The following is a 21,511-nucleotide window of genomic DNA, read 5'->3' as shown; positions in this document are numbered from 1 at the left end:
TGGGGATTGGTCATTTGGGATTGGTAAGAGCTTACCGCGCGTTGCCTGGCCGCTCTGTACAGATCCAATTCCTGTCTCAAGCTACCTGACTGCTTTCAAGGGCAAGCGCCTTCGTCGTTTTCATCGACGCGGCAACTGGATTTCCCTAGCGAACAGCCGGCTGGTGACTCGGGATTGGTGATTCGGGCTTCGTAGAATCTGAAGCGCGCAGCCAGGCCGCTTTGACCAATCCCAAATCCCGACTCCCCAATCCCCACGCTCAAACAACCTCACTGCGGGTACCGAAGGCGTGCGATAGCGTCCCGCGATCCACATACTCCAGCTCGCCACCCAGCGGCATGCCTTGCGCGAGCCGGCTTGGGCGCACGCCATGCTGGCGCGCCAACTGCGCCAGGTAATGCGCGGTGGCCTCTCCCTCCACGGTGGCGTTGGTGGCGATGATCATCTCGGTGATTTCACCGGCGGCCAGGCGTTCGCCGAGTTGGTCCAGCCCCAGCTCGCGCGGGCCGATACCATCCAGCGGCGACAGCCGTCCCTGCAGAATGAAATACACCCCGCGGTAGCCGGTAGCGTGCTCGATCGCCAAACGATCGGCTGGCGATTCCACCACGCACAGCTGCTGCCGGTCGCGGCTGGCATTGGCACAGATCGGGCAGATTTCCGCCTCGGTGAAGTCGCGGCATTGCACGCAATGGCCGACCTTTTCCACCGCGCTGGCAAGCGCCGTCGCCAGCCGCCGCCCACCCTCGCGCTCGCGCTCGAGCACGTGATAGGCCATGCGCTGCGCCGATTTCTGGCCCACCCCCGGTAACACCCGGAAGGCTTCGATCAATTGTTCGAGTAAGGAGGACATCGAGTGGCCGGGATTCGGGAATGGAGATTCGGGATACGCAAACGCAAAGGCAAAAGCCATCTCGCTTTTGCCAATCTCCAATCCCGAATGCCCAATCCCTGATTCTTAGAACGGCAACTTCATGCCTGGCGGCAGCTGCATGCCGGCGGTAGCCGAACCCATGCGGTCCTTGGATTCGGCATCGATCTTGTTGGAGGCGTCGTTGAAGGCTGCGGCAATCAGGTCCTCGGCCATTTCCTGGTCGGAGAGGATGCTGGGGTCGATCCGTACCTTGCGGCATTCCTTGGCGCCGGTCAGCGTCACGCTGACCATGCCGCCGCCGGCAGTGCCGGTGACTTCCAGCTTGGCCAGTTCTTCCTGGGCGCGCTGCAGGTTTTCCTGCATCTTCTGCGCCTGTTGCATCAATTGGGCAATGTTTCCACGCATGGTCGTTACTCGTCGTAAGGGCGGATGGAATCGGGAACGACCCGCGCGCCCTGCTGCTGGATCAGCTGCTGCACATTCGGGTCGTTCATGAAGGCGGTTTCGGCTGCGCTCTGGCGCTCGCCTTTCTGCCGGTTGGCGCGCTCATGCAAGGTCTCGACATCGGCGCTGCCGGTTTCGATCACGATACGCGGCGTGTCTCCGAGGACCGGCGCCAGCGCCTGCGCCAGATTGGCGATGGAGCGCTCGGAGTTGAGATATTCGAAGCCCGGCGCCAGCGCAAGCCGCAGCACGCCATCGCGATGGCCGATAAACGCCGCATTGGCCGCGAGCTGACGCGACGGGCCGTTCAACCCGCTACGCGTGACCAGCTCAAGCCATTGTTCGGCGTCGGCAATGCGGCTGTCGTCGATCAGCGTGTTCGAATCGTTGCTGGGCGCCGATGCGGATAGCGATGCTGAAGCTGGCGAAGCTTCGGCAGACGCAGGACCAGCAGAGAGCGCATCTGCAGCCGTCTCTGTCGGCACGGGAGCAGTGGCGGCAGCAAGCGCAGGCACACGTTCGGGCACCGCCATGATCGGCGCCGCAATAGCGGCTTCCTGCGGCAGCGCCATTGCAGATTCGGGTGCCAGCACAACCGCCGTATCGGACACGGACGCTGGCGCAGCATGCGTGCGCACCGGCGCATCGTCCACCGCCCACGGCGGCGTGTCATCAGTGCGCACAGCAGCGGACGAGCGACCATCGAGCGACGGCTCTGCTGCAGGAAGCACCACAACCGGAGCCGAGGCTGCGTCGGCCGGTGCTGCCGTTGGTGTCGGTGGTGTTTGTGTCGGTGCCGATGTTGCTATTGGTGCCGATGTTGAAGCCGAAGTTGCCGTGACTACCGGCGCCGCAGCAACACCCGCACCCTGCACCGCTTCAACCGCCTCGACCGGCCTGACAGGCACTGCAGCCGCAGCGGTCACCGGTGCAGCCGCCTGTACGCCCGCAGCGGACGCGCGTGCGCCGCCACCTGCGCTGGCACCGCGGCCATCGTCGCTGCTTCCGGCCGGCACCGCCGCAGCGGGGCGAAACGCCAGCATGCGCAGCACGGCCATCTCGAAGCCGGCGCGCGGGCTAGGCGCCAGATACAGATCGCGGCGCCCGTTGAGCGCCATCTGGTACCACAGCTGCACCACTTCCGGCCGCAGCTGCGCGGCGAATGGGGTCGGGTCGATACCGTCGCCGACGAACGCCACCGACGGCACCAGCTGCTGCACCTGCACGCGGTGCAAAGCCTCGGCAAGGGCTTCCAGCACGCCGCTCCAATCCGGCGAAAATTCCGCAAGTGCGGCGACCACCTGCAGCAGGCGCGCGCCATCGCCGTCGGCCAGCGACTGCAGCATCGCCCCGACCTGGGTGCGGTCCACCGTGCCCAGCATCGTGCGCACCACATCCTCGCGCAGCGCACCGCCGGCATAGGCGATTGCCTGATCCAGCAGCGACAAGCCATCGCGCAGGGAGCCATCGGCCGCCTTTGACAGCTGCACGATTGCCGACGGATCCGATTCGATCTCCTCGGCGGCCAGGATGCGGGTCATCTGCCCCTGAATCTGGTCCTCGTCCAAGCGCTTGAGGTTGAACTGCAGGCAGCGCGACAACACCGTCACCGGCAGTTTTTGCGGGTCGGTGGTGGCGAGCAAGAATTTCACGTGTTCCGGCGGCTCTTCCAGGGTTTTGAGCAGCGCATTGAACGCCGCCTTGGAGAGCATGTGCACTTCGTCGATCAGGTAGACCTTGAACTTGCCGCGCGAGGGCATGTACTGCGCGTTCTCGATCACTTCGCGCACATCGTCCACGCCGGTGTTGGAGGCGGCGTCGATTTCCAGCAGGTCGATATAGCGGCCGGCATCGATGTCCAGGCAGGCCGGACAGGTGCCGCACGGGTCGGCACTGGTGCCGGTCTCGCAGTTCAGCGACTTGGCGAAAATGCGCGCAATGGTGGTCTTGCCCACGCCGCGCGTGCCGGTGAACAAAAACGCGTGGTGCACGCGCCCGCTGTCGAGCGCGTTGGTGAGCGCGCGGACCACGTGTTCCTGGCCCACGAGTTCGGCAAAACGCTTCGGGCGCCACTTGCGGGCAAGAACGAGATAAGACATCGGGCAACCAGCTTGTTCTGAGCCGATATTGTGCCACGGCACGTCTCACCGACTGCGCCGGAAAGATTCAGCTTGTGGTACGGGCCGGCGACCGCTAGAATTTGCGGCCCTGTTAGACCCCGGTCGTACAGGTACGGAGAGGTGTCCGAGTGGTTGAAGGAGCACGCCTGGAAAGTGTGTAAGCGTCTAAACCGCGCTTCGGGGGTTCGAATCCCCCTCTCTCCGCCAGTTTCATGATTTGCGCAATGACACCACTGTCGCAAATCGCAGGGCCATGCCAGTGGCCCACGTCTTATGGTGGCCCCGTCGGTCCCTCGCGACGCTAGATCGAAAATCCCGCCAGGGCCGGAAGGCAGCAACGGTATCGATTGATGCGGGCGCCGAGGTCAACCGGCGGGGACACCACCCTACTTATATTTGCACGCGCTGGATCGACCTGGTCGATGCTCCAGGCGCAGGTCATTGTCTGGAATCGGCAGCATCCGTCACGGAGCGTGCTGTGCGCTGCGCCACGCCACGCCCAAGATCTTCGCTTGCATTGCTGACGCCCTTAGCGACGGCGCCAGACATCTCCGCAACGGGAACGCCCTGCTCGACGCGTATCGATCGATGCGGGCGCTGAGGTCAACCGTCGGAGATTTTCCCAACCTTCCCGCATGCCTCAGCGCGCGGACCATTGCCGTGCGCGTTTCAGCATAGCTGCGGCAGCTTATTAGGCCACACCGGCTAACTTTTGGCAGGGCATGATCGAACACGAGGGCGGCCGCCAAACCGGCAGCCCCAGCAGTGCATTACGCCACCGCACACACTCGGTTGAGGACGTCACTGCGACTCAGGATGCAACCAGCCCGCGTCGCCTTCCAGGTAATGCTCGTGCTTCCAGATCGGCACGCGCGCCTTGACCTCGTCGATGATGTAGCGGCATGCGTCGAACGCAGCGCCGCGGTGCGCCGCACTGACGCCCACCCAGACCGCCATGTCGCCGATCTGCAGCTCGCCGACCCGATGCACGCAGTGCGCATGCACGATGGAGAACCGGCGCGCCGCTTCGTCGAGCACGCGCTGACCTTCCGCCTGCGCCAGCGCGGCGTAGGCTTCGTAGCGCAACCCGGCAACGCCACGGCCTTCGTTGTGATTGCGCACCCAGCCTTCGAAACTGGCAAACGCACCGGCATGCGGATGCGCGGCGCCGGAACGCAACTGCTCCACCGGCAACGGCAGATCGGAAAGCGCAAAGATGGCCACGACGTCATCGCTCACGCTCAACCTCCCGACACTGGCGGAATAAACACCACTTCGCTGCCATCGCGCAGCACATCGTCCCAGCGCGCGAAGGCGCCGTCGACGGCAACGCGCAACTGCGCAGGCATCCAGCGCAAGCCGTGCCGCGCATCGAGTTCGGCATACAGGCCGTGCAGATCGGGCGCGCCGGATTGCACACGCTCGTCGGCGATCCCAGCCGCTTCGCGCAGGCTGGCGAAATACAACACCGTCACCGTTGCAGTCATTGCGCCACTCCGATATCGCGCTTGCCGCCACGCTTGGACACCAATTTGGTCGGCCCGATGGTCATGCCGTGCGATAACGCCTTGCACATGTCGTAGACCGTCAGCGCCGCCACGCTGGCACCGGTGAGCGCTTCCATCTCCACACCGGTGCGATGTACGCAGCGCACGGTGCAGTGAATCTCCAGCACCTGCTCGCCTGCCCAGTCGATCTCGAAACGACAGCCATCGATCGGCAGTGGATGGCAGAACGGAATCAGCTCGTGCGTGCGTTTGACGGCCATGGTGCCGGCAATCACCGCGGTCTCGACGATGCCACCCTTGGCGCTGCGCAGGCCGTTGGCGCGCAACTGCGCGGCGACGGACGCCGGAAACCGTACCCGGCTGGTCGCTGTGGCGCTGCGTGCGGTGACCGCCTTGTCCGAGACATCCACCATGGTGGGGAGCCCGGCATCATCCAGGTGGGTCAGGCGCGTGGGACGGGACTTGGCAGGCATGGGAAACGACACGGTGATAGACACTCAGGATGCGGCATTGTCGGTGAATGGGGTGCCTTGATGAAACAGCCGCCGTGATCATCCGGGCCCCTGTGCCATAACGAGCTGCGCAACGCATGCCGTTCGAGCCCACCGCTGCCATCGACCGTGGGGCACCGCAGCTGCGCGAGATCCGGCGCCTGCAGCACGCACGCGAAGGCATCGGCATGGCAACCGCCAACAGCGGCACTGGAACGCGGCGCGGCGATGACGTCGCGCCGCGTAGTGGCGCGTGGACGCGGCGGACTCTAAGAATTCATAAACTCAGGGGCGAGCCGCGCTTCCAGCGCCTGCGTGTCGTCACGCACCCGTGGATCGAGCAAGCGCGACTCCAGCGCTCACCTGCCGCAGACGCGTGCGCTCACTTATCCGCCGATCAAAAACATCTCGACCGGCTTGCCGCGGCGCGGTTCCGCTGATGCACGCACTTCACTGTAGCGGTCGCCACGCATGCTCCAGCGTTGACGCAAGTGTGTCGCCAACCCTTGCTCGCCGTCGGCCAACGCCGGCTTCAGATCGTGGCCCTGGCTGGCGAACAGGCAGGTGTACAGGTGACCATCGGCCGACACGCGCGCGCGCTGGCAGTCGCCGCAAAACGGCACGCTGACCGAACTGACAAATCCCACCTCGCCCGCACCGTCGACAAACGCGTGGCGTTGCGCGACTTCACCAGTGTAATTGGCGTCCAGTGCCATCAACGGCCAGCGTGCGTGAATGCGCGCGTGCAACTGCGCCGAGCTCACTACCGCGTCCGGGGTCCAGCCGTTACAACTGCCCACGTCCATGAATTCGATGAAGCGCAACACATGCCCGGTGCCGCGGAAGTGCTCCACCAGAGGCAGCACCTGATCTTCGTTGACGCCACGCTGGACCACGCAATTGATCTTCAACCGTTTGAAACCGGCCTGTTCGGCGGCGGCAATGCCGGCCAGGACCTGCGCGATGTCGCCACGGTCGCCGCTCATGCGCTTGAACAGCGCCGGCTCGAGCGCGTCCATGCTCACCGTGATACGGCGCAGCCCGGCCTGGCGCAGCGCGTTGGCCTGGCGCGCAAGCAAGGCGCCATTGGTGGTCAACGCCAGATCCTCGATCCCTTCGATGGCGGTGAGTCGCGCAACCAAGGTCGGCAAATCGCGACGCAGCAACGGCTCGCCACCGGTCAGGCGCACCTTGGTGACACCCACCGACACAAACGCCCGCACCAACGTTTCCAGCTGATCGAAGCCCAAGCGCTGTTGCGCATCGAAGCCGTAATCGTCGGGCACGCGGTCGGCCGGCATGCAATAACCGCAGCGAAAATTGCAGGCTTCGATCACCGACAGGCGCAGATCGCGCAGCGGGCGACCGTAGCGGTCCTGCATCGGGGCACCGGTCAGGGTCGGCAGCGACAAGGCGCCCATCAGCGCACCGTTGCGGCGGTCGGGTCCGCCAGCGTCAGGTGTTGCCCGGGCACGGCGACGCGATGGCCGCGTGCACGCAGCACGTCGCCGTCGGCGTCGCTGGCGTAGTGGTACAGCAGCATGCGGCTCAACAGGTCCTGCGGGTATTCCCGCTCCAGATCATCCACGCCAGTATGCGACGGGTTGCCGTGAACACCGCAGTCATGCGCGATGAGCTCGTTGTCGTCCGCATAACGCTTCAGCATTTCCGGGATCGGCCGGGTGTCACCGGTCCATACCAGCGCCCCTTTCAGACGCAGCCCGTAGGCCGTCTCCGGCCAGTGGTGGCGCACCGGGAACACCTCCAGCCGCACCCCGTCGTGCCAGAAGGCATCGCCGACCGGCACCAGCTGAAACGCATCCCAGAAGTTCGCCCCACCCTCGGCCAGCACGTTCGGGTAGTCGGCGATGCGCCGCTGCAGCAGCGGCACCACCGGCGCCGGCACATACAGGCGCGTGCGCCCGCGTCGCTCGGAGAAGTAGCTGTCGACGAAGACTCGCTCCAGCCCGCCAACATGGTCCAGATGCACATGGGTGATGAAGATGGCCTGCGGCAGGTGGCCGTAATGCGCTTGATAGGCGGTCAACCCCTCGCTGCCGCAATCGATGGTCAGCCACGGCGCGCCAGCGCGCTCGAGCGTGGCCATCGGCGAACCGAGCGCCACCGCCGACGCATTGCCGACCCCCTGCACGCGCAACGCCCACTGCATCAGTAGCCCCGGCCCCAGGCCAGCTCGTAAGCGCGATGCAGCCGCTCGTAATCCTTGTCGACCTCTTCGCGGCTGCGATTGCCGCGCAGCTTCAACAGCGAGCGATGCAGCCGCTTGAGATTGCGCTCGCGCCAGCGCGTGGCCGGAATGCGCAGCACGCCACGGTCGAAATCGATCAGCCAACCATGCCCGCCGGCATCGAACAGGATGTTGTGCGCGTTGAGATCGGCGTGATCCAGGCCGGCGCGATGGAAACGCGCAATCAACTGCCCTGTCGCTTCCCACGGCGCGCCACGCCCAGCCACCTGTGCATGGTCGGCCAGCGAGCGCACGTCTTCCAGCCGTTCCATCAACAGTGCCGCGCGATAGCCCAGACCTTCGCGCAGATAGCAGGCCGCCAGGGGGCGTGGCACTGGCAACTTGCGAGTGATCAGTTCGCGCATCAGCCGGAACTCGGCAAAACTGCGTGTGCGCCCCGCGCCTTTCCACACATACCGGTCGCGGCTGACGCGCGCGGCCATGCCGCCGCGCAGATACTGCCGCAACACGCTGCGGCCGAACGGCGCATCCACAAACCAGGCACCGCCGCGCCCGCCTTCGTCGACCGGCCGCGCCCTGTCGCCCCAGTGTTGCGGCGAAAACAGCTCGGCGTCGGCTTGCCGCAGCCGTTCGCGGTCGAACAGAATGGCGCCATAGCCGCGGCCCTCGCGGTACGGCGTCAGCGCTTCGGTGGCGTCGAAAGAAACCATCTATCGAGTCTAACAACACCATGGCTGTAACGCCTGCATCGCTGTGTTTGCTGCGCTTGTCCGCCCTGGGCGACGTAACCCATGTGGTGCCGCTGGTGCGCACGCTGCAGGCGGGTTTCCCGCAGACGCAGCTGCACTGGATCATCGACAAGGCCGGCCTGAAGCTGCTCGACGGCCTGCCCGGCGTGCACTTCCATGCCTACGACAAACGCAGCGGCGTGGCGGGCATGCGCGCGCTACGCCAGGCGCTGGCTCCGCTGGGACGCTTTGACGCCTTGTTGCAGATGCAGGTGGCGTTGCGCGCCAATGTGCTGTCGGCATTCGTGCCGGCGCGCCGCCGCATCGGCTACGACCGCAGCCGCTCCAAGGATCTGCACGGCCTGTTCGTCAACGAACGCATTGCCGACCGCCCCGGCATCCACGTGCTCGACGCCATCGGCAGCTTCGCCGAGCCGCTGGGCCTGCGCCAGACCCAGGTGCGCTGGGACCTGCCGGTACCCGACGCTGCGCACGCCTGGGCGCGCGCGCAATGGGACGACGATGGCCGCCCGGTGCTGATGATTTCCCCGTGCTCCAGTCACGTGCAGCGCAACTGGTATCCCGACCGCCACGCCGCGCTTGCCGACCATGCGGCGGCCCAGGGCTGGCGCGTGGTGCTGTGCGGCGGCCGCAGCGAACTGGAACGCAGCACCGCCGATGCCATCGTGGCGAATACGCATGCCCCAGTGCTGGATCTGGTCGGCAAGGACACCCTCAAGCAGCTGCCTGCGCTGCTCGCCCGCGCCAACCTCGTGGTCACTCCGGATTCGGGACCAATGCATATCGCCAACGCGATGGGCAGCAAGGTGCTGGGGTTGCACGCGGCCAGCAATCCACGACGCAGCGGCCCGTATTCGGACGTGCGCTATTGCGTGGACCGTTACGACGCGGCGGCGCGCAAGTTTCTGCACAAGCCGGCCGATCAGCTCAGCTGGGGCACCAAGATCGAGTTCGACGATGTGATGTCGCTGATTACCGTCGACGACGCGATCGCTGCGTTCGAGCGCTATCGGGCGGATCATCTCCGCTAATGGCCGGCGACCGGATCTGTCCAAGTGATGGCCGGATCCGTCTGGCGAATGACGCGTCGCGCCGTTCTTCGTCCGCGCAAGGACTGAGTCACTTAGCAGCAAACCTTCAGGCCGATGCACCCTGCATTGCGCAAGCCGTCTATCGCGATGAAAGACGGCCCTCGTATCAGTGCGCCGACTGGTACTGGTACTGGCGCACTCGGCCCATCACTCCGCTCCGCTCAGGCGCCAGTCGCGCGATAGTCCTGGTAGGACTTCTCTTCCACGTACGAAGACCCCAGCGCCAGGTTGATGTCCTTCTTGATCCGCGCGCGCTCGTCGTTTTCGATGTAGACGCTGCGCGCCAGCTGCACGAAGCTGTCGTCGAAGGTTTGCGCCTGCTCCTTGAGCCGGATGTCGTCTTCGATCACCCACAGCCGCTCGTTGACGGCCTTGAGCTCGGCGCGCAGCCGCACGATGTCGTGGCCGGCAGCCGGATGCGCCATCCAGCTGGTTTCCAGCGCAGACAACTCGTTACGCACATTGGCCAGCTTGGCCGCATCGCGCATGCGCTCGGACTTGATCTGCAGGATCGCGATCTTGTCGAGCAGCTCACCAAAGGACACGGGCACCAGGATCTCGGACATGACAAGCCTCCAACGGGGATCGAACGGATTGTAGTCATCGCAACGACAACCGACTGCGACACATAAACAAAAGCCCCCTTGCGGGGGCTGATGCGAATCTGGCGGAGAGGGAAGATTCACTCGGCACTACATGCCTTCGCCCTGCGGGCGGCTTCGCCGTGCAGACAGCGATGCTGTCTGTCGAACCCGGGGCTTCTCACCCCCCCAATGACGCCGGCAAAACTCACGCGGCACTGGCACACCTTGTCGCCTCAATCTGGCGGAGAGGGGGGGATTCGAACCCCCGAGGCGCTATAAACGCCTGCCTGATTTCGAGTCAGGTACATTCAACCGCTCTGCCACCTCTCCAGATGGTCCCCAGTGTCCTGGGGCCGTGCATCATACGGGCACACGCGCCAGGCCACAAGCGGCCTGGGCCAGCGCCGGGCGGCCCGGCCGCCGGCTCGGCGTGAACCGGCACTGCGACTGGTGCGATCGCCGTGTTGCTGCCGGCCGGTCGGGCCGCGATGATGGGCATGCATCTTCTCCCTGGCGACCCGGCCCCATGCTCGAATTCGGACACCTCACCCACGTCGGCCTGCGCCGTGACCTCAACGAGGACACCTATTACGGCGATAGCGAACTGGGGCTGTGGCTGGTGGCCGACGGCATGGGGGGCACGCCTGCGGCGAGGTGGCCAGCGCGCTGGCACGCGAAACCATCGTGCGCGAAGTGCGCGCCGGCACCCCGCTCGCGCAGGCGGTGCGCATCGCCGACGAAGAGATCATCAAAACCTCGCGCCGCTGCAACGACACCTTGCCGATGGGCACCACCGTGGTCGCGGCACGCGTGCTGGGCCAGCGTTTCGAAGTGGCCTGGGTCGGCGACAGCCGTGCGTATCTATGGCGCGACGGGCGGCTGGCGCAACTGAGCCAGGACCATAGTTACGTGCAGGAACTCATCGCCCAAGGCACGCTCACCAGCGAGCAGGCGCGCGCGCATCCGCATCGCAACGTGGTCACCCAGGCACTGGGCGTCACCGACCCGGCGCACCTCAACGTCGCCACCATGCAGGGCGAGCTCAAATCCGGCATGCAGCTGTTGCTGTGCAGCGACGGGCTGACCGAAGAAGTGGACGATGCGACGATTGCGGCGACCCTGTCGCAGGCCGATTGCAGCGCACAGGAATGCGTGGAATGCCTGGTCGCCGCGGCACTGGATGGCGGCGGCTCGGACAACATCACCGCGATCCTGGTGCGCAGCTACTGAGCAAGGCTGCGCAGCGTCGATGCCGGACGTCAGCCATCGAGTCCGCCGCAGACCTGCTGGCGCCCTGACCAAGCGCGGCACATGCCGTCGATGGCATGTGCTGCAAGCAACGGGCGGCAGCGCCGCCACCGCCGACCTAGCCGGCGACTGCGCTCTCTTCGACCGGCGCATCCCACAGCGCGCGGCCGGCCTTCTTGCGCAACTGCGCTAGCCGCGCCTCGTGGGCCTGCGATTCCGACGCGGTCACCACCACGCACGGGCGCGGCAGCAGCAATGCGGGGTCGAACGCGATCATGCCGTTGCCCTCATTGCTGTTCTGGCCGGCATCGGCGTTGGCAAAGCCGATCTCTTCCTGACCCGACGTCAGCGCGATATACACATCGGCCAGGATCTGCGCATCGAGCAAGGCCCCGTGCAACTGGCGATGCGCGTTGTCCACGCCCAAGCGTTTGCACAGGGCATCGAGCGAATTGCGCTGCCCCGGGTAACGCTCGCGCGCCATCATCAAGGTATCGACCACGGTGGCGCGGTCGATGATGCGGCCGTAGCCATTGCCCAGCAGCGACAGTTCGTTATCCAGAAAGCCCAGATCGAACGCAGCGTTATGGATGATCAATTCCGCGCCGTCGATATAGGCAAGGAATTCCTCGACCACATCGCCGAATAACGGTTTGTCGGCCAGAAACTCCAGGGTCAGCCCGGTGACTTCCTGCGCACCCGGCTCGAAATCGCAATCCGGCTTCAGATAGCGATGAAAATTGTGGCCGCTCGGGCGCCGCTCCAGCAGCTCTACTGCACCGATTTCGACAACGCGGTTGCCCTTGCGCCATTCCAGGCCGGTGGTTTCTGTATCGAGAATGATCTGACGCATGAATCCTCTTACGCAGTTGCAGCGCCGCCGCGCTGGGCGATGGTGGCCTGATGACGGGCAAGCACGTCGACGCGCTCGTTGTCCGGGTCGCCATTGTGGCCTTTAACCCAGCGCCAATCGATGGTGTGCCGCTGGGTGGCCGCGTGCAGCCGCTCCCACAGTTCGCGATTCTTGACCGGATCGCCGCCAGCGGTTTTCCAGCCGCGTCGCACCCAGCCGGACATCCACTCGGTGATGCCCTGGCGCACGTACTGCGAATCGGTATGCAGCACGATCTGGCACGGCTCGGTGAGCGTTTCCAGCGCCATGATCGCGGCCATCAATTCCATGCGGTTGTTGGTGGACAGCGTTTCACCGCCAGCCAATTCCTTTTCGCGGCCGTTGTAACGCAGCAGGGCCGCCCAACCGCCCGGCCCCGGATTGCCGAGGCACGAGCCATCGGTATGCACTTCAATTGATTTCATCAGCTTCCAGAGTTGTCGCGTACTAAGGTCAGATCGTGGCCACCGGTTGCGGCCAGCGCGTTGGCCGCGCAATCGGTGTTGGCGCAATCGGTGCGGAGGCGCGTTTTTCCACTTCGAGTAAATACACCGCGCGCCATGGGGCACGACCAGGATCGGAGGAACCGCGCCCGGTCCGCCAGATCGGCCCGAGATAGCGCTCGGTTTCCACACACTGCAAGCCGGCCTGCTGCGCCAGTGATCGCCAGCGATCCGGGCGCAATGCCACCGGGCCGCGGCGCGCCCAATGAAACCGGTACGGGCTCAGCGGATTGAGCGTGAACAACCACAACCGCCCGCCTGGCATCAACAGCCGCTCGCACTCGGCCAGAAACTCCGCCGCACCGCCAACCACCGCATGCTGCACCACGATGGCCTGCAGGCTTTCGGTGGGCAACGGAAACGGCATTGCGCACCGGGCATCGCCAGCAAAGCGTCCGGCACTGCGAAACAGGCGCAGCCCGCGGCCATCGAGCAACTCGCGTGGCGGCAACTCCTTGGTCGGCGCCACCCACAACCAGGGCTGGGATGGCCGCGTCTGCAGCGCCTCCAACGCCAGGCGGCGCTCGGACTGGAGCAGGCTGCGCCCCGCATCCGTATCAAACCAGGATGAGACGCCAGCTTGACGGGAGAATGGGGCGGCAGGCATGGTCCCAATTCTATGCGACTGACCGCCCTGCCCGCATTCGACGATAACTACATCTGGGCGCTGGTCGCCGCAGAGGGCCGTGCCGTTATTGTCGACCCGGGCCAGGCCGAGCCGGTGATCGCCGCCGCCGTGCGCGAAGGCTGGACGCCCAGCGCGGTGCTGCTCACCCACCATCATGCCGACCACATCGGCGGCGTGGCAGCGCTGCAGCAGCGTTGGCCCGAGCTCGAACTGTTCGGCCCGGACGACGAGCGCATCCCCGCAGACGCCCGCCGCGTCGGCCAGGGCGAGCGCTTGCGACTGCTGGACACCAGCTTCGATGTGCTGGAGGTGCCCGGCCACACCCGCAGCCATATCGCCTTTGTGACAGACCGCCACCTGTTTAGTGGTGATACCCTGTTCAGCCTAGGCTGTGGGCGGATGTTCGAAGGTACCGCTCCTCAGATGTTCGACTCGTTGCAGCGCCTGGCCTCTCTGCCCGGCGAAACGCTTGTGTGTTGCGGCCACGAATACACCCTGGCCAACGCGGCCTTTGCGCTGCACGTCGATCCCACCAACGCTGCCTTGCAGCGCCGTCAACAGGAAGCCCAGGCCATGCGTCAAGCAGCCCGTCCTACCCTGCCGATTTCGCTCAAGAGTGAACTGGCCACCAATCCGTTCTTACGTACCAGCCGTTCCGAAATTCGCACCGCAGTCGCACCGCGCGCAGCCGGCGCACTTTCCTCTGAAGTAGATGTTTTCGCCGAACTTCGGCGCTGGAAAGACGAATTTCGCGCATGAGGCGCCTGGTTCTGGCAGTGTTGGCCGCCTGCGCGGCCATCGCACCGGCAGCCGCCTCGTCCAACGACGCAAGCCGCCTCACATCCGTCGACAGCACCGCTGTCGCGTCCAACGCTCCCAGCATGCGCAATGGGCGTGAGATCTTTTCGTCGTTCCTGGAAGGCCGTGCCGACCCGGGCTGCGACAGCGAACACAGCGACACCCGCTGGGAACAGCATTTCTCGCGCGCCCCGGCCCGCCTGGCCGATGACGCGCAGGATGTCCTGCCGCTGTTCGGGTATGTGGTCGACGAACTGCGTGCCGCCGACATGCCGACCGAATTTGCGCTGATTCCGTTTGTCGAGAGCGGCTACCGCCCTGGCGCGCGCAACGGCAGCGGCCCGGCTGGCCTCTGGCAGTTTATCGCCACCACCGCGCGCAACCACCACGTGCCGGTCGGCGCACAGTACGACGGCCGCCTATCGGCAGTGGACTCCACTACAGCAGCGGTGCGTTATCTCAAAACGCTGTACGGCATGTTCGGCGGCGACTGGCGCCTGGCGCTGATGGCCTACAACGCCGGCGAGTACCGCGTTCTGCAGGCAATGCGCAGTGCCGGCATGAACGCGCAGAACGCGCGTCCGTCTGAGCTACCGGGCATGTCCAAGGTCACTTACGACTATGTCGAAAAGCTGCATGCGCTGGCCTGCGTGCTCGATCACGCGCAGCAACAGGGCACGCTGCTGACATCGCTGGATCGCCCAGTGCCGGTACTGACCGAACATGCGCTTCCGGCCGGTACCAGCCTCAATGCATGGGCCGGGCAGCGTGCGATCGAGCCGCAACTGTTGGCGCGCCTGAATCCTGCAGTGGCAGGCGCCCGTGCGGCACCCAAGGGTGTCCACGTGCTCGCCCCTGTCGCGGCAGCCCAACCTGGTTCCAGCGGTGCAGTGGTCGCGCTCACCTCCGTGAACATGGACGCCGACACAGCTGGCCGTTCAACAGCGGTCGCCACCATCACACCTACCAAGGCGTCCCGCTCTTCGCCCGCCCGCACCACTCACACCGTACGCAACGGCGAGTCTGCATGGGCCATCGCACGGCGCTACGGCATCACGGTCGCCACCCTGCTCGCCAGCAACGGCCTGGACAAGCAGGCCGTGTTGAAGCCGGGCATGGTGCTGTCGTTCAACGACACGCCCTGAGCAAGCCGCTTGATCAGCCGCGCCAGCGGCTGGTCATCACGAGCTTCGCTGTCTCGATAGCCGTCGCTTAAGAACACATCCAGGCCTCGAGAGCGCTTTGACCGCTGCATTGCGTGGCATCGCGTGCGTCTTGATAGCGCGCTGGTCGAGGGAGCAACGTACTGCATCGGCGAACGAGTCATCGGACTTCAGCGTCCCGCACTGATTTCAGCTGCACAAACTTGAGAAAGAGGCGCCCGCATGGTCCAAGAGCGGCTGGAGCAGCGCTGGCCGCACCCACGCGGCCAACATCCAAACCGCATGTCCACGACGAAAGCAATGCATCGCCTTACCGCTAAGCGCGGCCAACAGAGCGTAGTGCGTAATCGTCAGGTGGGCGTGGACGGCGCACTCGGAACCGGAGCGTAGGCGCGAAACATGCCGCACCGCATACAGGCCGCGCCCGTCTGGCGACTACGCGGTGGCTTATTAGCCGCCCTTACCGCGCAGTGCATACCCAATCGCACATTGCGTGAGCTTTGACTACGTCCCACGTCGCATCGATGGCACAACACGAGCGCCACACCGGCGCACTACCGTAAACAGCCCCCAAAGAAAAAGCCCGGTCGCCCGGGCTCGCTCTGTACATCCGTCGACAACACGCCGTTACAGCTGTGTTTCTTCGATCTGAATCTTGTAACGCTTGCGCATCTCCTTGACGTAGGACTGCGCGGCGTTATTGCCGTCGATCTGGCTCAGCTGCTCGCGCAGCATCGTCTGCTGCTCGGCCGGCATCTGTTTCAGGTCGCCCGGCGTGGCCTTGCTGATCACAAACACCGCAAAGCGGCCGCCATCCAGCTCCACCTTACCCACCGACGGCTTGCCCTCGGTCGGACGCGGCGCGCTGAAGATTGCGCGATTTGCGGCCGGCGTCGGAATCGGCGCAGTGCGCGGCAGGCCCGGGATCGGCTGCACCTGCAGCTTCTCGCTCGCCGCCAGCGCCTGCAGGGTTTCACCCTTCTGCACGCGTGCCAGCAGCGCATCGGCGGCCGCGGCTGCAGCCTTCTCGGTACGGTCGGCATGTACTGCCGCAATCACCTTGTCGCGCACCTTGTCCAACAGCAACGCCTGCTCGGCGGTGTGGTTGGTCACGCGCAACATCACGCTGTGGTTCGGAGCGATGGTGATCGGATCGCTGACCGTGCCGTCCTGCACCAACGTTTCGGAGAACGCCGAACGCAGCACCGCCGGATTGGCCGCAATACCGCTGGCGTTGGTGCGCGAGAACGGGCCGAGGGTCTGCACCGGCAGACCGACCTGCTTGGCCGCCGGCTCCAGCGCAGTCGGATTCTTGTAGACCTGGTCCACCAGCTTGCCGCTGATATCGGCATACGCCTTGTCGGCATCGGCCTTGAGCTGCTCGGCAGCAAGCTGGTCGCGCACCTGCTCGAACGACTTGCCCTGCCCGCCCTTGACCTCACGCAGCTGGATCACGTGATAGCCGAACTCGGTCTTGATCGGCCCGACCACATCGCCGGCCTTCATCGAAAACAGTGCGTCTTCGAACGGCTTGACCATGGTGCCCTTCTCGACCCAACCCAGATCGCCACCGGCATCCTTGGAGCCCGGATCCTGCGAATTGGCCTTGGCCAGCGCAGCGAAATCGGCACCTGGCTGCTTGGCCTCCGTCGCGAGCTTGGCCGCCTTGGCTTCGGCAGCCTTTTGCGCAGCAGCATCGCTACCGGCGCTGATCAGAATGTGCGACGCCAACCGTTGATCCGGCTCGACAAAGCGCGCCTTCTCTTCTTCATAGCGCTTACGCAACGTCGCCTCGTCAGCTGCCGTGGCTGGCGGCATCGTGGCGGCATTGAGCTCGACGTATTCGATGCTCACAGTCTCCGGCTGACGGAAATCCTGCGTATGCGCGTCATACCATTGCTTGATCTGCGCATCGCTGACCGGCGCGGTATCGGCGGCCGGCGCCGGCAACATCGCCAACTCCACATCGCGCGTTTCGCCCATCAGCTTGAGCAGGCGCTCGAACTCGGTCTTGGTTGCAAAACCCGATTCGGCGACGGCCTGCGGGATCACCGACTGCTGCAAGCTGTCGCGCACCAGCGCATCGAACTGCGCCGGCGTGCGCGGCGGTGTGCCTTGTGCGAGTGCGGCGCGGTACTGGTCAGGGCTGAACTTGCCATCGACCTGGAACGCCTGAATATTGGTGATGTAATCGCGCACCGTGGCGTCGCCGATCACGATACCGGCATCTTCGGCACCCAAGCGAATCACTTGCTCGTCCACCAGCTGGTCGAGCACCTGTAGCTTGTTTTCGCGGGATTCGAAGGTGCGCGGGTCGAAGTTCTCGCCCTGACGCTGGCGCTCCTGCATGCGCGCCTGTTCGAAGCGTGCGCGGAAATCCTGCGTGCTGATTTCATGGTGCTGCCACAGCAGCGAGATCGGCCACCAGGTCGGCGCGGATTTCCACCACGTCGGCGGCGCCTGCACCTTGGCCACATTGTTGGCGCCAATGCCGCCCAGGTAGCTGTTGTCGATGACGAACAGGAACGGAATCATCAGCAACCCCAGGATGGCGGTAGCGATCCAGCCTGACGTCTTGTCGCGAAGTTTCTGCAGCATTGGCAAATCACGGCCTGTGGGCGAGCCGGGCAGTGTAACCCGCTTGACGCCATGCACCCAGCCCGATGCCCATCAGGCGCGGGTCAAGATGCAGAAAAGTGCAGTCGTGAATGGAAGAGACGTGAGGATCGCCGCACCTCACAGGCGCCATGGAGTCGGCGCATTGACTTACCGCCGCGCACGGCCTGCGCTCCATTCACCGCAGACCCATGCGCCATCGCGCCATGGGACAAGGTTCAAACGCTCCAAAAAAAAGCCCCCGGCACAAGGCCGAGGGCTTCGGTGTAACTGGCGGAGCGGACGGGACTCGAACCCGCGACCTCCGGCGTGACAGGCCAGCATTCTAACCAGCTGAACTACCGCTCCGCTTTAAACTTGGACATCTACCCCACGGCATTCGCATTGCAAATGCTGTGGAGAAAACGAAGCCCCCAATCGCTCAGGGGCTTCGGTGTAACTGGCGGAGCGGACGGGACTCGAACCCGCGACCTCCGGCGTGACAGGCCAGCATTCTAACCAGCTGAACTACCGCTCCGCGCTTAAAACTTTGCTTGGTGCTTAGTGGTGGGTGCTGAGGGTTTCGAACCCCCGACCCTCTCCGTGTAAGGGAGACGCTCTACCGCTGAGCTAAGCACCCTAGCGAGTCGATTAGTTTACTGCATCCTTCAGGGCTTTGCCAGCCTTGAATGCAGGATTCTTCGAAGCAGCGATCTTGATGCTGTCGCCCGTCTTCGGATTGCGGCCGGTACGCTCAGCGCGCTCGCGGACCTGGAAGGTGCCGAAGCCAACGAGGGTGACAGCGTCGCCCTTCTTCAGCGCCTTGGTGATTTCGCTCACAACCGCGTCGACAGCACGGCCAGCTTCAGCCTTGGAGATGTCAGCGGCAGCGGCAACGCCATCGATCAATTCGGTTTTATTCATTCTTGAAACTCCCTTTGCGGCAGATGCCGCGGAATCGACAATCGGCGCTCTTGCCGTTAGCGAAGAACCCGACACAAGTGGTATCGCGTGACGCATCACATTTTGCCGCGCCCACGAGTCGTGCATTTATACCAGCGCCCCCAACAGCGCGCAAGCCAAAACCCAATAACGACGCGGGTTTTGGCTTGTTTCGGGACGTCTTAGACAGCGCACGTTAGTGCTTGACGCGGGTACCCGGGGTAGTACGCGACTTGCCGCGCACGGCGACGCGCGACGCAGTCTTGCGGGCCTTTTCCTTGCCTGCCTTCTTCGGTGCGAGCGGACGCTCCAGGGCGAGATCCAGCACTTCGTCGATCCACTTGACCGGCACGATCTTCAAATCGCGCGTGACGTTGGCCGGGATATCGGCCAGGTCCTTGCGGTTCTCGTCCGGGATCAACACGGTGCGGATGCCACCGCGCAATGCCGCCAGCAATTTCTCCTTCAAGCCGCCGATTGCCGACACGCGACCGCGCAGCGTGATCTCGCCGGTCATCGCCACATCGGCGCGGATCGGCACCTTGGTCAATACCGATACCAACGACGTCACCATCGCGATACCTGCGCTGGGGCCGTCCTTCGGTGTGGCGCCATCGGGCACGTGCACATGCACGTCCTGTTTCTGCAGAAAATCCACATCGATGCCCAGACGCTCGGCGCGCGAACGCACCACCGACAGCGCAGCCGATGCAGACTCCTTCATGACGTTACCAAGCTGACCGGTCAGGATCAGATTGCCCTTGCCCGGCACCAACGTCGATTCGACCTGCAACAACTCGCCGCCGACTTCGGTCCAGGCCAGACCGGTGACCAGACCGATTTCGTTTTCTTCTTCGGCGCGACCGAAGTCGAAGCGACGCACGCCCAGGTACTTGTCGAGATTCTTCGACCCGACCGTCATCAACGCCTTCGGCTTGCCCTTCTTGGCGACCACTTTTTTCGCTGCCGGCTGCGGGCCGGCAAGCGCGATTTCCTTGACCACCTTGCGGCAGATCTTGGCGATTTCGCGCTCCAGATTACGCACGCCGGATTCGCGGGTGTAATAGCGCACCACATCCTGGATGGCGTCGCTGCCGATCTCGATCTCTTCCGGCTTCAGGCCGTTGGCCTTGATCTGCTTGGGCACCAGGTAACGCATGGCGATGTTGAGCTTTTCATCCTCGGTGTAGCCGGGGATGCGGATCACTTCCATGCGGTCCAGCAGCGGGCCGGGGATGTTGAGCGAGTTGGAGGTGGCGACGAACATCACTTCCGACAGGTCCAGATCCACTTCCAGATAATGGTCGTTGAAGGAATGGTTCTGCTCGGGATCGAGCACTTCCAGCAACGCCGACGACGGGTCGCCGCGGAAGTCCATCGACATCTTGTCGATCTCGTCCAGCAGGAACAGCGGGTTCTTGCTGCCGACCTTGTTGAGGTTCTGCACCAGGCGACCCGGCATCGAGCCGACGTATGTCCGGCGATGGCCACGAATCTCGGCCTCGTCGCGGATGCCGCCCAGGCTCATGCGCACGAATTTGCGGTTGGTCGCCTTGGCGATCGACTGGCCGAGCGAGGTCTTGCCCACGCCGGGCGGGCCGACCAGGCACAGGATCGGACCCTTCATCTGCTTCACCCGCGACTGCACTGCCAAGTACTCAAGGATGCGCTCCTTGACCTTGTCCAGGCCGTAGTGATCGGCGTCCAGCGTGTCTTCGGCAACTTTCAGATCCTTACGGACCTTGGTGCGCTTCTTCCACGGCACGCCCAGCAACCAGTCGAGATAGTTGCGTACCACCGCCGCCTCGGCAGACATCGGCGACATCTGCTTGAGCTTGTTGAGCTCGGCCTTGGCCTTGGTCTCGACCGGCTTGGGCATGCCGGACTCGGCGATCTTGCGCGCGAGTTCTTCCAGTTCGCCCGGCGCATCGTCCAGATCGCCCAGCTCCTTCTGGATCGCCTTCATCTGTTCGTTGAGGTAATACTCGCGCTGGCTCTTTTCCATCTGCGACTTCACGCGGCCGCGAATGCGCTTTTCCAGCTGCTGCACGTCGATTTCGCCATCCACCAGCCCAACCAGCAGCTCCAGGCGTTCACCGATCTCGGTGATCTCCAGCAGGCGCTGCTTGTCGGCCAGACGCACACCGATATGGGCGGCGATGGTGTCGGCCAGACGACCCGGTTCATCGATGCCGGCCAGCGTCTGCAACAACTCTGGCGGCAGCTTGCGGTTGGTCTTGACGTACTGCTCGAACAGGGACATCAGCGAGCGTGCGATCGCTTCGACTTCGCGCGGCTCACGGCCATCGCTGGCCTCCACTTCGGTGCCCTGCCCCTGCAATGCGCCGTCCAGTTCGACGACCTTGTCGACGGTGACCCGCGACAGGCCCTCGACCAGCACCTTGATGGTGCCATCGGGCAATTTGAGCAGTTGCAGCACCTGCGCCAGGGTGCCGACGGTGTACAGATCGCCAGCGGCCGGGTCGTCGGTTTCGGCCGACTTCTGCGCCACCAGCAGGATGCGCTTGTCCGCCTCCATGGCCTTTTCCAGCGCGCGCATCGACTTGTCACGGCCGACGAACAGCGGAATCACCATGTGCGGAAACACCACCACGTCGCGCAGCGGCAACACCGGCAGATCGAGAACTTCTGGTTGGGACTGGGCCATGGGG

At 64.5% G+C, this 21,511-nt stretch carries 19 protein-coding genes, 5 tRNA genes, 2 other RNA genes and 1 pseudogene; 6 read left to right on the top strand and 21 right to left on the bottom strand.

Annotation, left to right across the window (positions count from 1 at the left end; translation table 11 throughout):
* Nucleotides 1-259 precede the first annotated feature (259 nt).
* The 3 genes from recR to dnaX form a co-directional block, all read right to left on the bottom strand.
* The gene (gene recR, locus ACZZ0O_RS11785) at nt 260-853 is read right to left on the bottom strand and encodes a recombination mediator RecR (RefSeq protein ID WP_055845864.1); all 594 of its coding nucleotides are present in this window, start codon (nt 851-853) and stop codon (nt 260-262) included.
* 105 nt (nt 854-958) lie between these two features.
* Complete coding sequence (locus ACZZ0O_RS11780; RefSeq protein WP_005913896.1) at nt 959-1,279, bottom strand: YbaB/EbfC family nucleoid-associated protein; 321 nt, start codon at nt 1,277-1,279, stop codon at nt 959-961.
* 5 nt (nt 1,280-1,284) lie between these two features.
* Nucleotides 1,285-3,417, bottom strand: coding sequence for a DNA polymerase III subunit gamma/tau (dnaX, locus tag ACZZ0O_RS11775; protein WP_463590831.1), 2,133 nt, complete (start codon nt 3,415-3,417; stop codon nt 1,285-1,287).
* Nucleotides 3,418-3,552: 135 nt separating this feature from the next.
* Between dnaX and ACZZ0O_RS11770 the strand changes: the two genes are divergently transcribed.
* Together ACZZ0O_RS11770 and ffs are read left to right on the top strand one after the other, a co-directional pair.
* Nucleotides 3,553-3,645, top strand: a tRNA-Ser gene (locus ACZZ0O_RS11770).
* 75 nt (nt 3,646-3,720) lie between these two features.
* Nucleotides 3,721-3,817: signal recognition particle sRNA small type (ffs, locus tag ACZZ0O_RS11765), an RNA gene on the top strand.
* Between the two features lie 422 nt (nt 3,818-4,239).
* Here ffs and ACZZ0O_RS11760 read toward each other — a convergent pair.
* The 6 genes from ACZZ0O_RS11760 to ACZZ0O_RS11735 form a co-directional block, all read right to left on the bottom strand.
* Entirely contained in the window at nt 4,240-4,683 is a 444-nt protein-coding gene (locus ACZZ0O_RS11760) for a molybdenum cofactor biosynthesis protein MoaE (protein ID WP_463590830.1), read from the bottom strand.
* Nucleotides 4,680-4,925 carry a MoaD/ThiS family protein gene (locus ACZZ0O_RS11755; RefSeq protein WP_463590829.1) on the bottom strand — a complete coding sequence of 82 codons (246 nt, stop codon included), beginning with the start codon at nt 4,923-4,925 and terminating at the stop codon, nt 4,680-4,682. The genes ACZZ0O_RS11760 and ACZZ0O_RS11755 overlap by 4 nt, the downstream gene beginning before the upstream one ends.
* Nucleotides 4,922-5,419: a cyclic pyranopterin monophosphate synthase MoaC gene (gene moaC, locus ACZZ0O_RS11750; protein WP_323518877.1), complete on the bottom strand. Its 498-nt coding sequence runs from the start codon at nt 5,417-5,419 to the stop codon at nt 4,922-4,924. Before moaC ends, ACZZ0O_RS11755 begins: the two co-directional genes overlap by 4 nt.
* Nucleotides 5,420-5,823: 404 nt before the next feature.
* Nucleotides 5,824-6,858, bottom strand: coding sequence for a GTP 3',8-cyclase MoaA (gene moaA / locus ACZZ0O_RS11745; RefSeq protein ID WP_463590828.1), 1,035 nt, complete (start codon nt 6,856-6,858; stop codon nt 5,824-5,826).
* On the bottom strand, nt 6,858-7,607 hold the full coding sequence (locus tag ACZZ0O_RS11740) for an MBL fold metallo-hydrolase (RefSeq protein WP_323515370.1): 750 nt from the start codon (nt 7,605-7,607) through the stop codon (nt 6,858-6,860). The genes moaA and ACZZ0O_RS11740 overlap by 1 nt, the downstream gene beginning before the upstream one ends.
* A complete protein-coding gene (locus tag ACZZ0O_RS11735) occupies nt 7,607-8,356 on the bottom strand; it encodes a 3-deoxy-D-manno-octulosonic acid kinase (protein ID WP_055845945.1) in 750 nt (249 codons plus the stop codon). Before ACZZ0O_RS11735 ends, ACZZ0O_RS11740 begins: the two co-directional genes overlap by 1 nt.
* A 20-nt stretch (nt 8,357-8,376) precedes the next feature.
* Between ACZZ0O_RS11735 and ACZZ0O_RS11730 the strand changes: the two genes are divergently transcribed.
* Nucleotides 8,377-9,426: a glycosyltransferase family 9 protein gene (locus tag ACZZ0O_RS11730; RefSeq protein WP_463590827.1), complete on the top strand. Its 1,050-nt coding sequence runs from the start codon at nt 8,377-8,379 to the stop codon at nt 9,424-9,426.
* A 221-nt stretch (nt 9,427-9,647) separates the two neighbouring features.
* Here ACZZ0O_RS11730 and ACZZ0O_RS11725 read toward each other — a convergent pair whose 3' ends face one another.
* Nucleotides 9,648-10,052, bottom strand: coding sequence for a DUF6165 family protein (locus ACZZ0O_RS11725; protein WP_055845950.1), 405 nt, complete (start codon nt 10,050-10,052; stop codon nt 9,648-9,650).
* A 257-nt stretch (nt 10,053-10,309) separates the two neighbouring features.
* Nucleotides 10,310-10,400: transfer RNA gene (locus tag ACZZ0O_RS11720), tRNA-Ser, on the bottom strand.
* 196 nt (nt 10,401-10,596) lie between these two features.
* On the opposite strand from ACZZ0O_RS11720, the pseudogene ACZZ0O_RS11715 reads away from it, so the two are divergent.
* A pseudogene (locus ACZZ0O_RS11715) lies at nt 10,597-11,300 on the top strand (PP2C family protein-serine/threonine phosphatase).
* 136 nt (nt 11,301-11,436) lie between these two features.
* Here ACZZ0O_RS11715 and dnaQ read toward each other — a convergent pair.
* Genes dnaQ through ACZZ0O_RS11700 form a run of 3 tightly spaced genes read right to left on the bottom strand, consistent with a single transcriptional unit; the run spans nt 11,437 to nt 13,320 of the window.
* Nucleotides 11,437-12,171 carry a DNA polymerase III subunit epsilon gene (dnaQ, locus tag ACZZ0O_RS11710; RefSeq protein WP_463590826.1) on the bottom strand — a complete coding sequence of 245 codons (735 nt, stop codon included), beginning with the start codon at nt 12,169-12,171 and terminating at the stop codon, nt 11,437-11,439.
* 8 nt (nt 12,172-12,179) lie between these two features.
* A complete protein-coding gene (rnhA, locus tag ACZZ0O_RS11705) occupies nt 12,180-12,635 on the bottom strand; it encodes a ribonuclease HI (RefSeq protein ID WP_055845957.1) in 456 nt (151 codons plus the stop codon).
* A 28-nt stretch (nt 12,636-12,663) separates the two neighbouring features.
* Nucleotides 12,664-13,320, bottom strand: coding sequence for a hypothetical protein (locus ACZZ0O_RS11700; protein WP_311239708.1), 657 nt, complete (start codon nt 13,318-13,320; stop codon nt 12,664-12,666).
* Between the two features lie 12 nt (nt 13,321-13,332).
* On the opposite strand from ACZZ0O_RS11700, the gene gloB reads away from it, so the two are divergent.
* Together gloB and ACZZ0O_RS11690 are read left to right on the top strand one after the other, a co-directional pair.
* Complete coding sequence (gene gloB / locus ACZZ0O_RS11695; RefSeq protein ID WP_463590825.1) at nt 13,333-14,100, top strand: hydroxyacylglutathione hydrolase; 768 nt, start codon at nt 13,333-13,335, stop codon at nt 14,098-14,100.
* Complete coding sequence (locus ACZZ0O_RS11690; RefSeq protein WP_463590824.1) at nt 14,097-15,284, top strand: lytic transglycosylase domain-containing protein; 1,188 nt, start codon at nt 14,097-14,099, stop codon at nt 15,282-15,284. The genes gloB and ACZZ0O_RS11690 overlap by 4 nt, the downstream gene beginning before the upstream one ends.
* Nucleotides 15,285-15,626: 342 nt before the next feature.
* On the opposite strand, the gene ACZZ0O_RS11685 is transcribed toward ACZZ0O_RS11690, so the two are convergent.
* From ACZZ0O_RS11685 to lon, 7 genes are all read right to left on the bottom strand, one after another.
* Nucleotides 15,627-15,703, bottom strand: a non-coding RNA gene (locus tag ACZZ0O_RS11685) — sX9 sRNA.
* 226 nt (nt 15,704-15,929) lie between these two features.
* A complete protein-coding gene (locus ACZZ0O_RS11680) occupies nt 15,930-17,900 on the bottom strand; it encodes a peptidylprolyl isomerase (RefSeq protein WP_463590823.1) in 1,971 nt (656 codons plus the stop codon).
* A gap of 289 nt (nt 17,901-18,189) precedes the next feature.
* A tRNA-Asp gene (locus ACZZ0O_RS11675) sits at nt 18,190-18,266 on the bottom strand.
* Nucleotides 18,267-18,358: 92 nt separating this feature from the next.
* A tRNA-Asp gene (locus ACZZ0O_RS11670) sits at nt 18,359-18,435 on the bottom strand.
* A gap of 27 nt (nt 18,436-18,462) precedes the next feature.
* A tRNA-Val gene (locus ACZZ0O_RS11665) sits at nt 18,463-18,537 on the bottom strand.
* A gap of 11 nt (nt 18,538-18,548) precedes the next feature.
* On the bottom strand, nt 18,549-18,821 hold the full coding sequence (locus tag ACZZ0O_RS11660) for an HU family DNA-binding protein (RefSeq protein WP_002806049.1): 273 nt from the start codon (nt 18,819-18,821) through the stop codon (nt 18,549-18,551).
* 214 nt (nt 18,822-19,035) lie between these two features.
* Nucleotides 19,036-21,507 (bottom strand): endopeptidase La, encoded by a 2,472-nt coding sequence (lon, locus tag ACZZ0O_RS11655; RefSeq protein ID WP_055845973.1) that lies wholly within the window; start codon nt 21,505-21,507, stop codon nt 19,036-19,038.
* Nucleotides 21,508-21,511: the final 4 nt, after the last annotated feature.

The sequence above is a fragment of the Xanthomonas sp. AC360 genome (genome assembly GCF_979258225.1).
The sequence above is the reverse complement of the archived record's forward strand: the minus strand, read 5'-3'. Positions and strand labels throughout refer to the sequence as shown.

Coding starts and splice junctions, on each gene's coding strand:
- recR (WP_055845864.1), bottom strand. CDS start 853: ATGTCCTCCTTACTCGAACAATTGATCGAAGCCTTCCGGGTGTTACCG.
- ACZZ0O_RS11780 (WP_005913896.1), bottom strand. CDS start 1,279: ATGCGTGGAAACATTGCCCAATTGATGCAACAGGCGCAGAAGATGCAG.
- dnaX (WP_463590831.1), bottom strand. CDS start 3,417: ATGTCTTATCTCGTTCTTGCCCGCAAGTGGCGCCCGAAGCGTTTTGCC.
- ACZZ0O_RS11755 (WP_463590829.1), bottom strand. CDS start 4,925: ATGACTGCAACGGTGACGGTGTTGTATTTCGCCAGCCTGCGCGAAGCG.
- moaC (WP_323518877.1), bottom strand. CDS start 5,419: ATGCCTGCCAAGTCCCGTCCCACGCGCCTGACCCACCTGGATGATGCC.
- moaA (WP_463590828.1), bottom strand. CDS start 6,858: ATGGGCGCCTTGTCGCTGCCGACCCTGACCGGTGCCCCGATGCAGGAC.
- ACZZ0O_RS11740 (WP_323515370.1), bottom strand. CDS start 7,607: ATGCAGTGGGCGTTGCGCGTGCAGGGGGTCGGCAATGCGTCGGCGGTG.
- ACZZ0O_RS11735 (WP_055845945.1), bottom strand. CDS start 8,356: ATGGTTTCTTTCGACGCCACCGAAGCGCTGACGCCGTACCGCGAGGGC.
- ACZZ0O_RS11730 (WP_463590827.1), top strand. CDS start 8,377: ATGGCTGTAACGCCTGCATCGCTGTGTTTGCTGCGCTTGTCCGCCCTG.
- ACZZ0O_RS11725 (WP_055845950.1), bottom strand. CDS start 10,052: ATGTCCGAGATCCTGGTGCCCGTGTCCTTTGGTGAGCTGCTCGACAAG.
- dnaQ (WP_463590826.1), bottom strand. CDS start 12,171: ATGCGTCAGATCATTCTCGATACAGAAACCACCGGCCTGGAATGGCGC.
- rnhA (WP_055845957.1), bottom strand. CDS start 12,635: ATGAAATCAATTGAAGTGCATACCGATGGCTCGTGCCTCGGCAATCCG.
- ACZZ0O_RS11700 (WP_311239708.1), bottom strand. CDS start 13,320: ATGCCTGCCGCCCCATTCTCCCGTCAAGCTGGCGTCTCATCCTGGTTT.
- gloB (WP_463590825.1), top strand. CDS start 13,333: ATGCGACTGACCGCCCTGCCCGCATTCGACGATAACTACATCTGGGCG.
- ACZZ0O_RS11690 (WP_463590824.1), top strand. CDS start 14,097: ATGAGGCGCCTGGTTCTGGCAGTGTTGGCCGCCTGCGCGGCCATCGCA.
- ACZZ0O_RS11680 (WP_463590823.1), bottom strand. CDS start 17,900: ATGCTGCAGAAACTTCGCGACAAGACGTCAGGCTGGATCGCTACCGCC.
- ACZZ0O_RS11660 (WP_002806049.1), bottom strand. CDS start 18,821: ATGAATAAAACCGAATTGATCGATGGCGTTGCCGCTGCCGCTGACATC.
- lon (WP_055845973.1), bottom strand. CDS start 21,507: ATGGCCCAGTCCCAACCAGAAGTTCTCGATCTGCCGGTGTTGCCGCTG.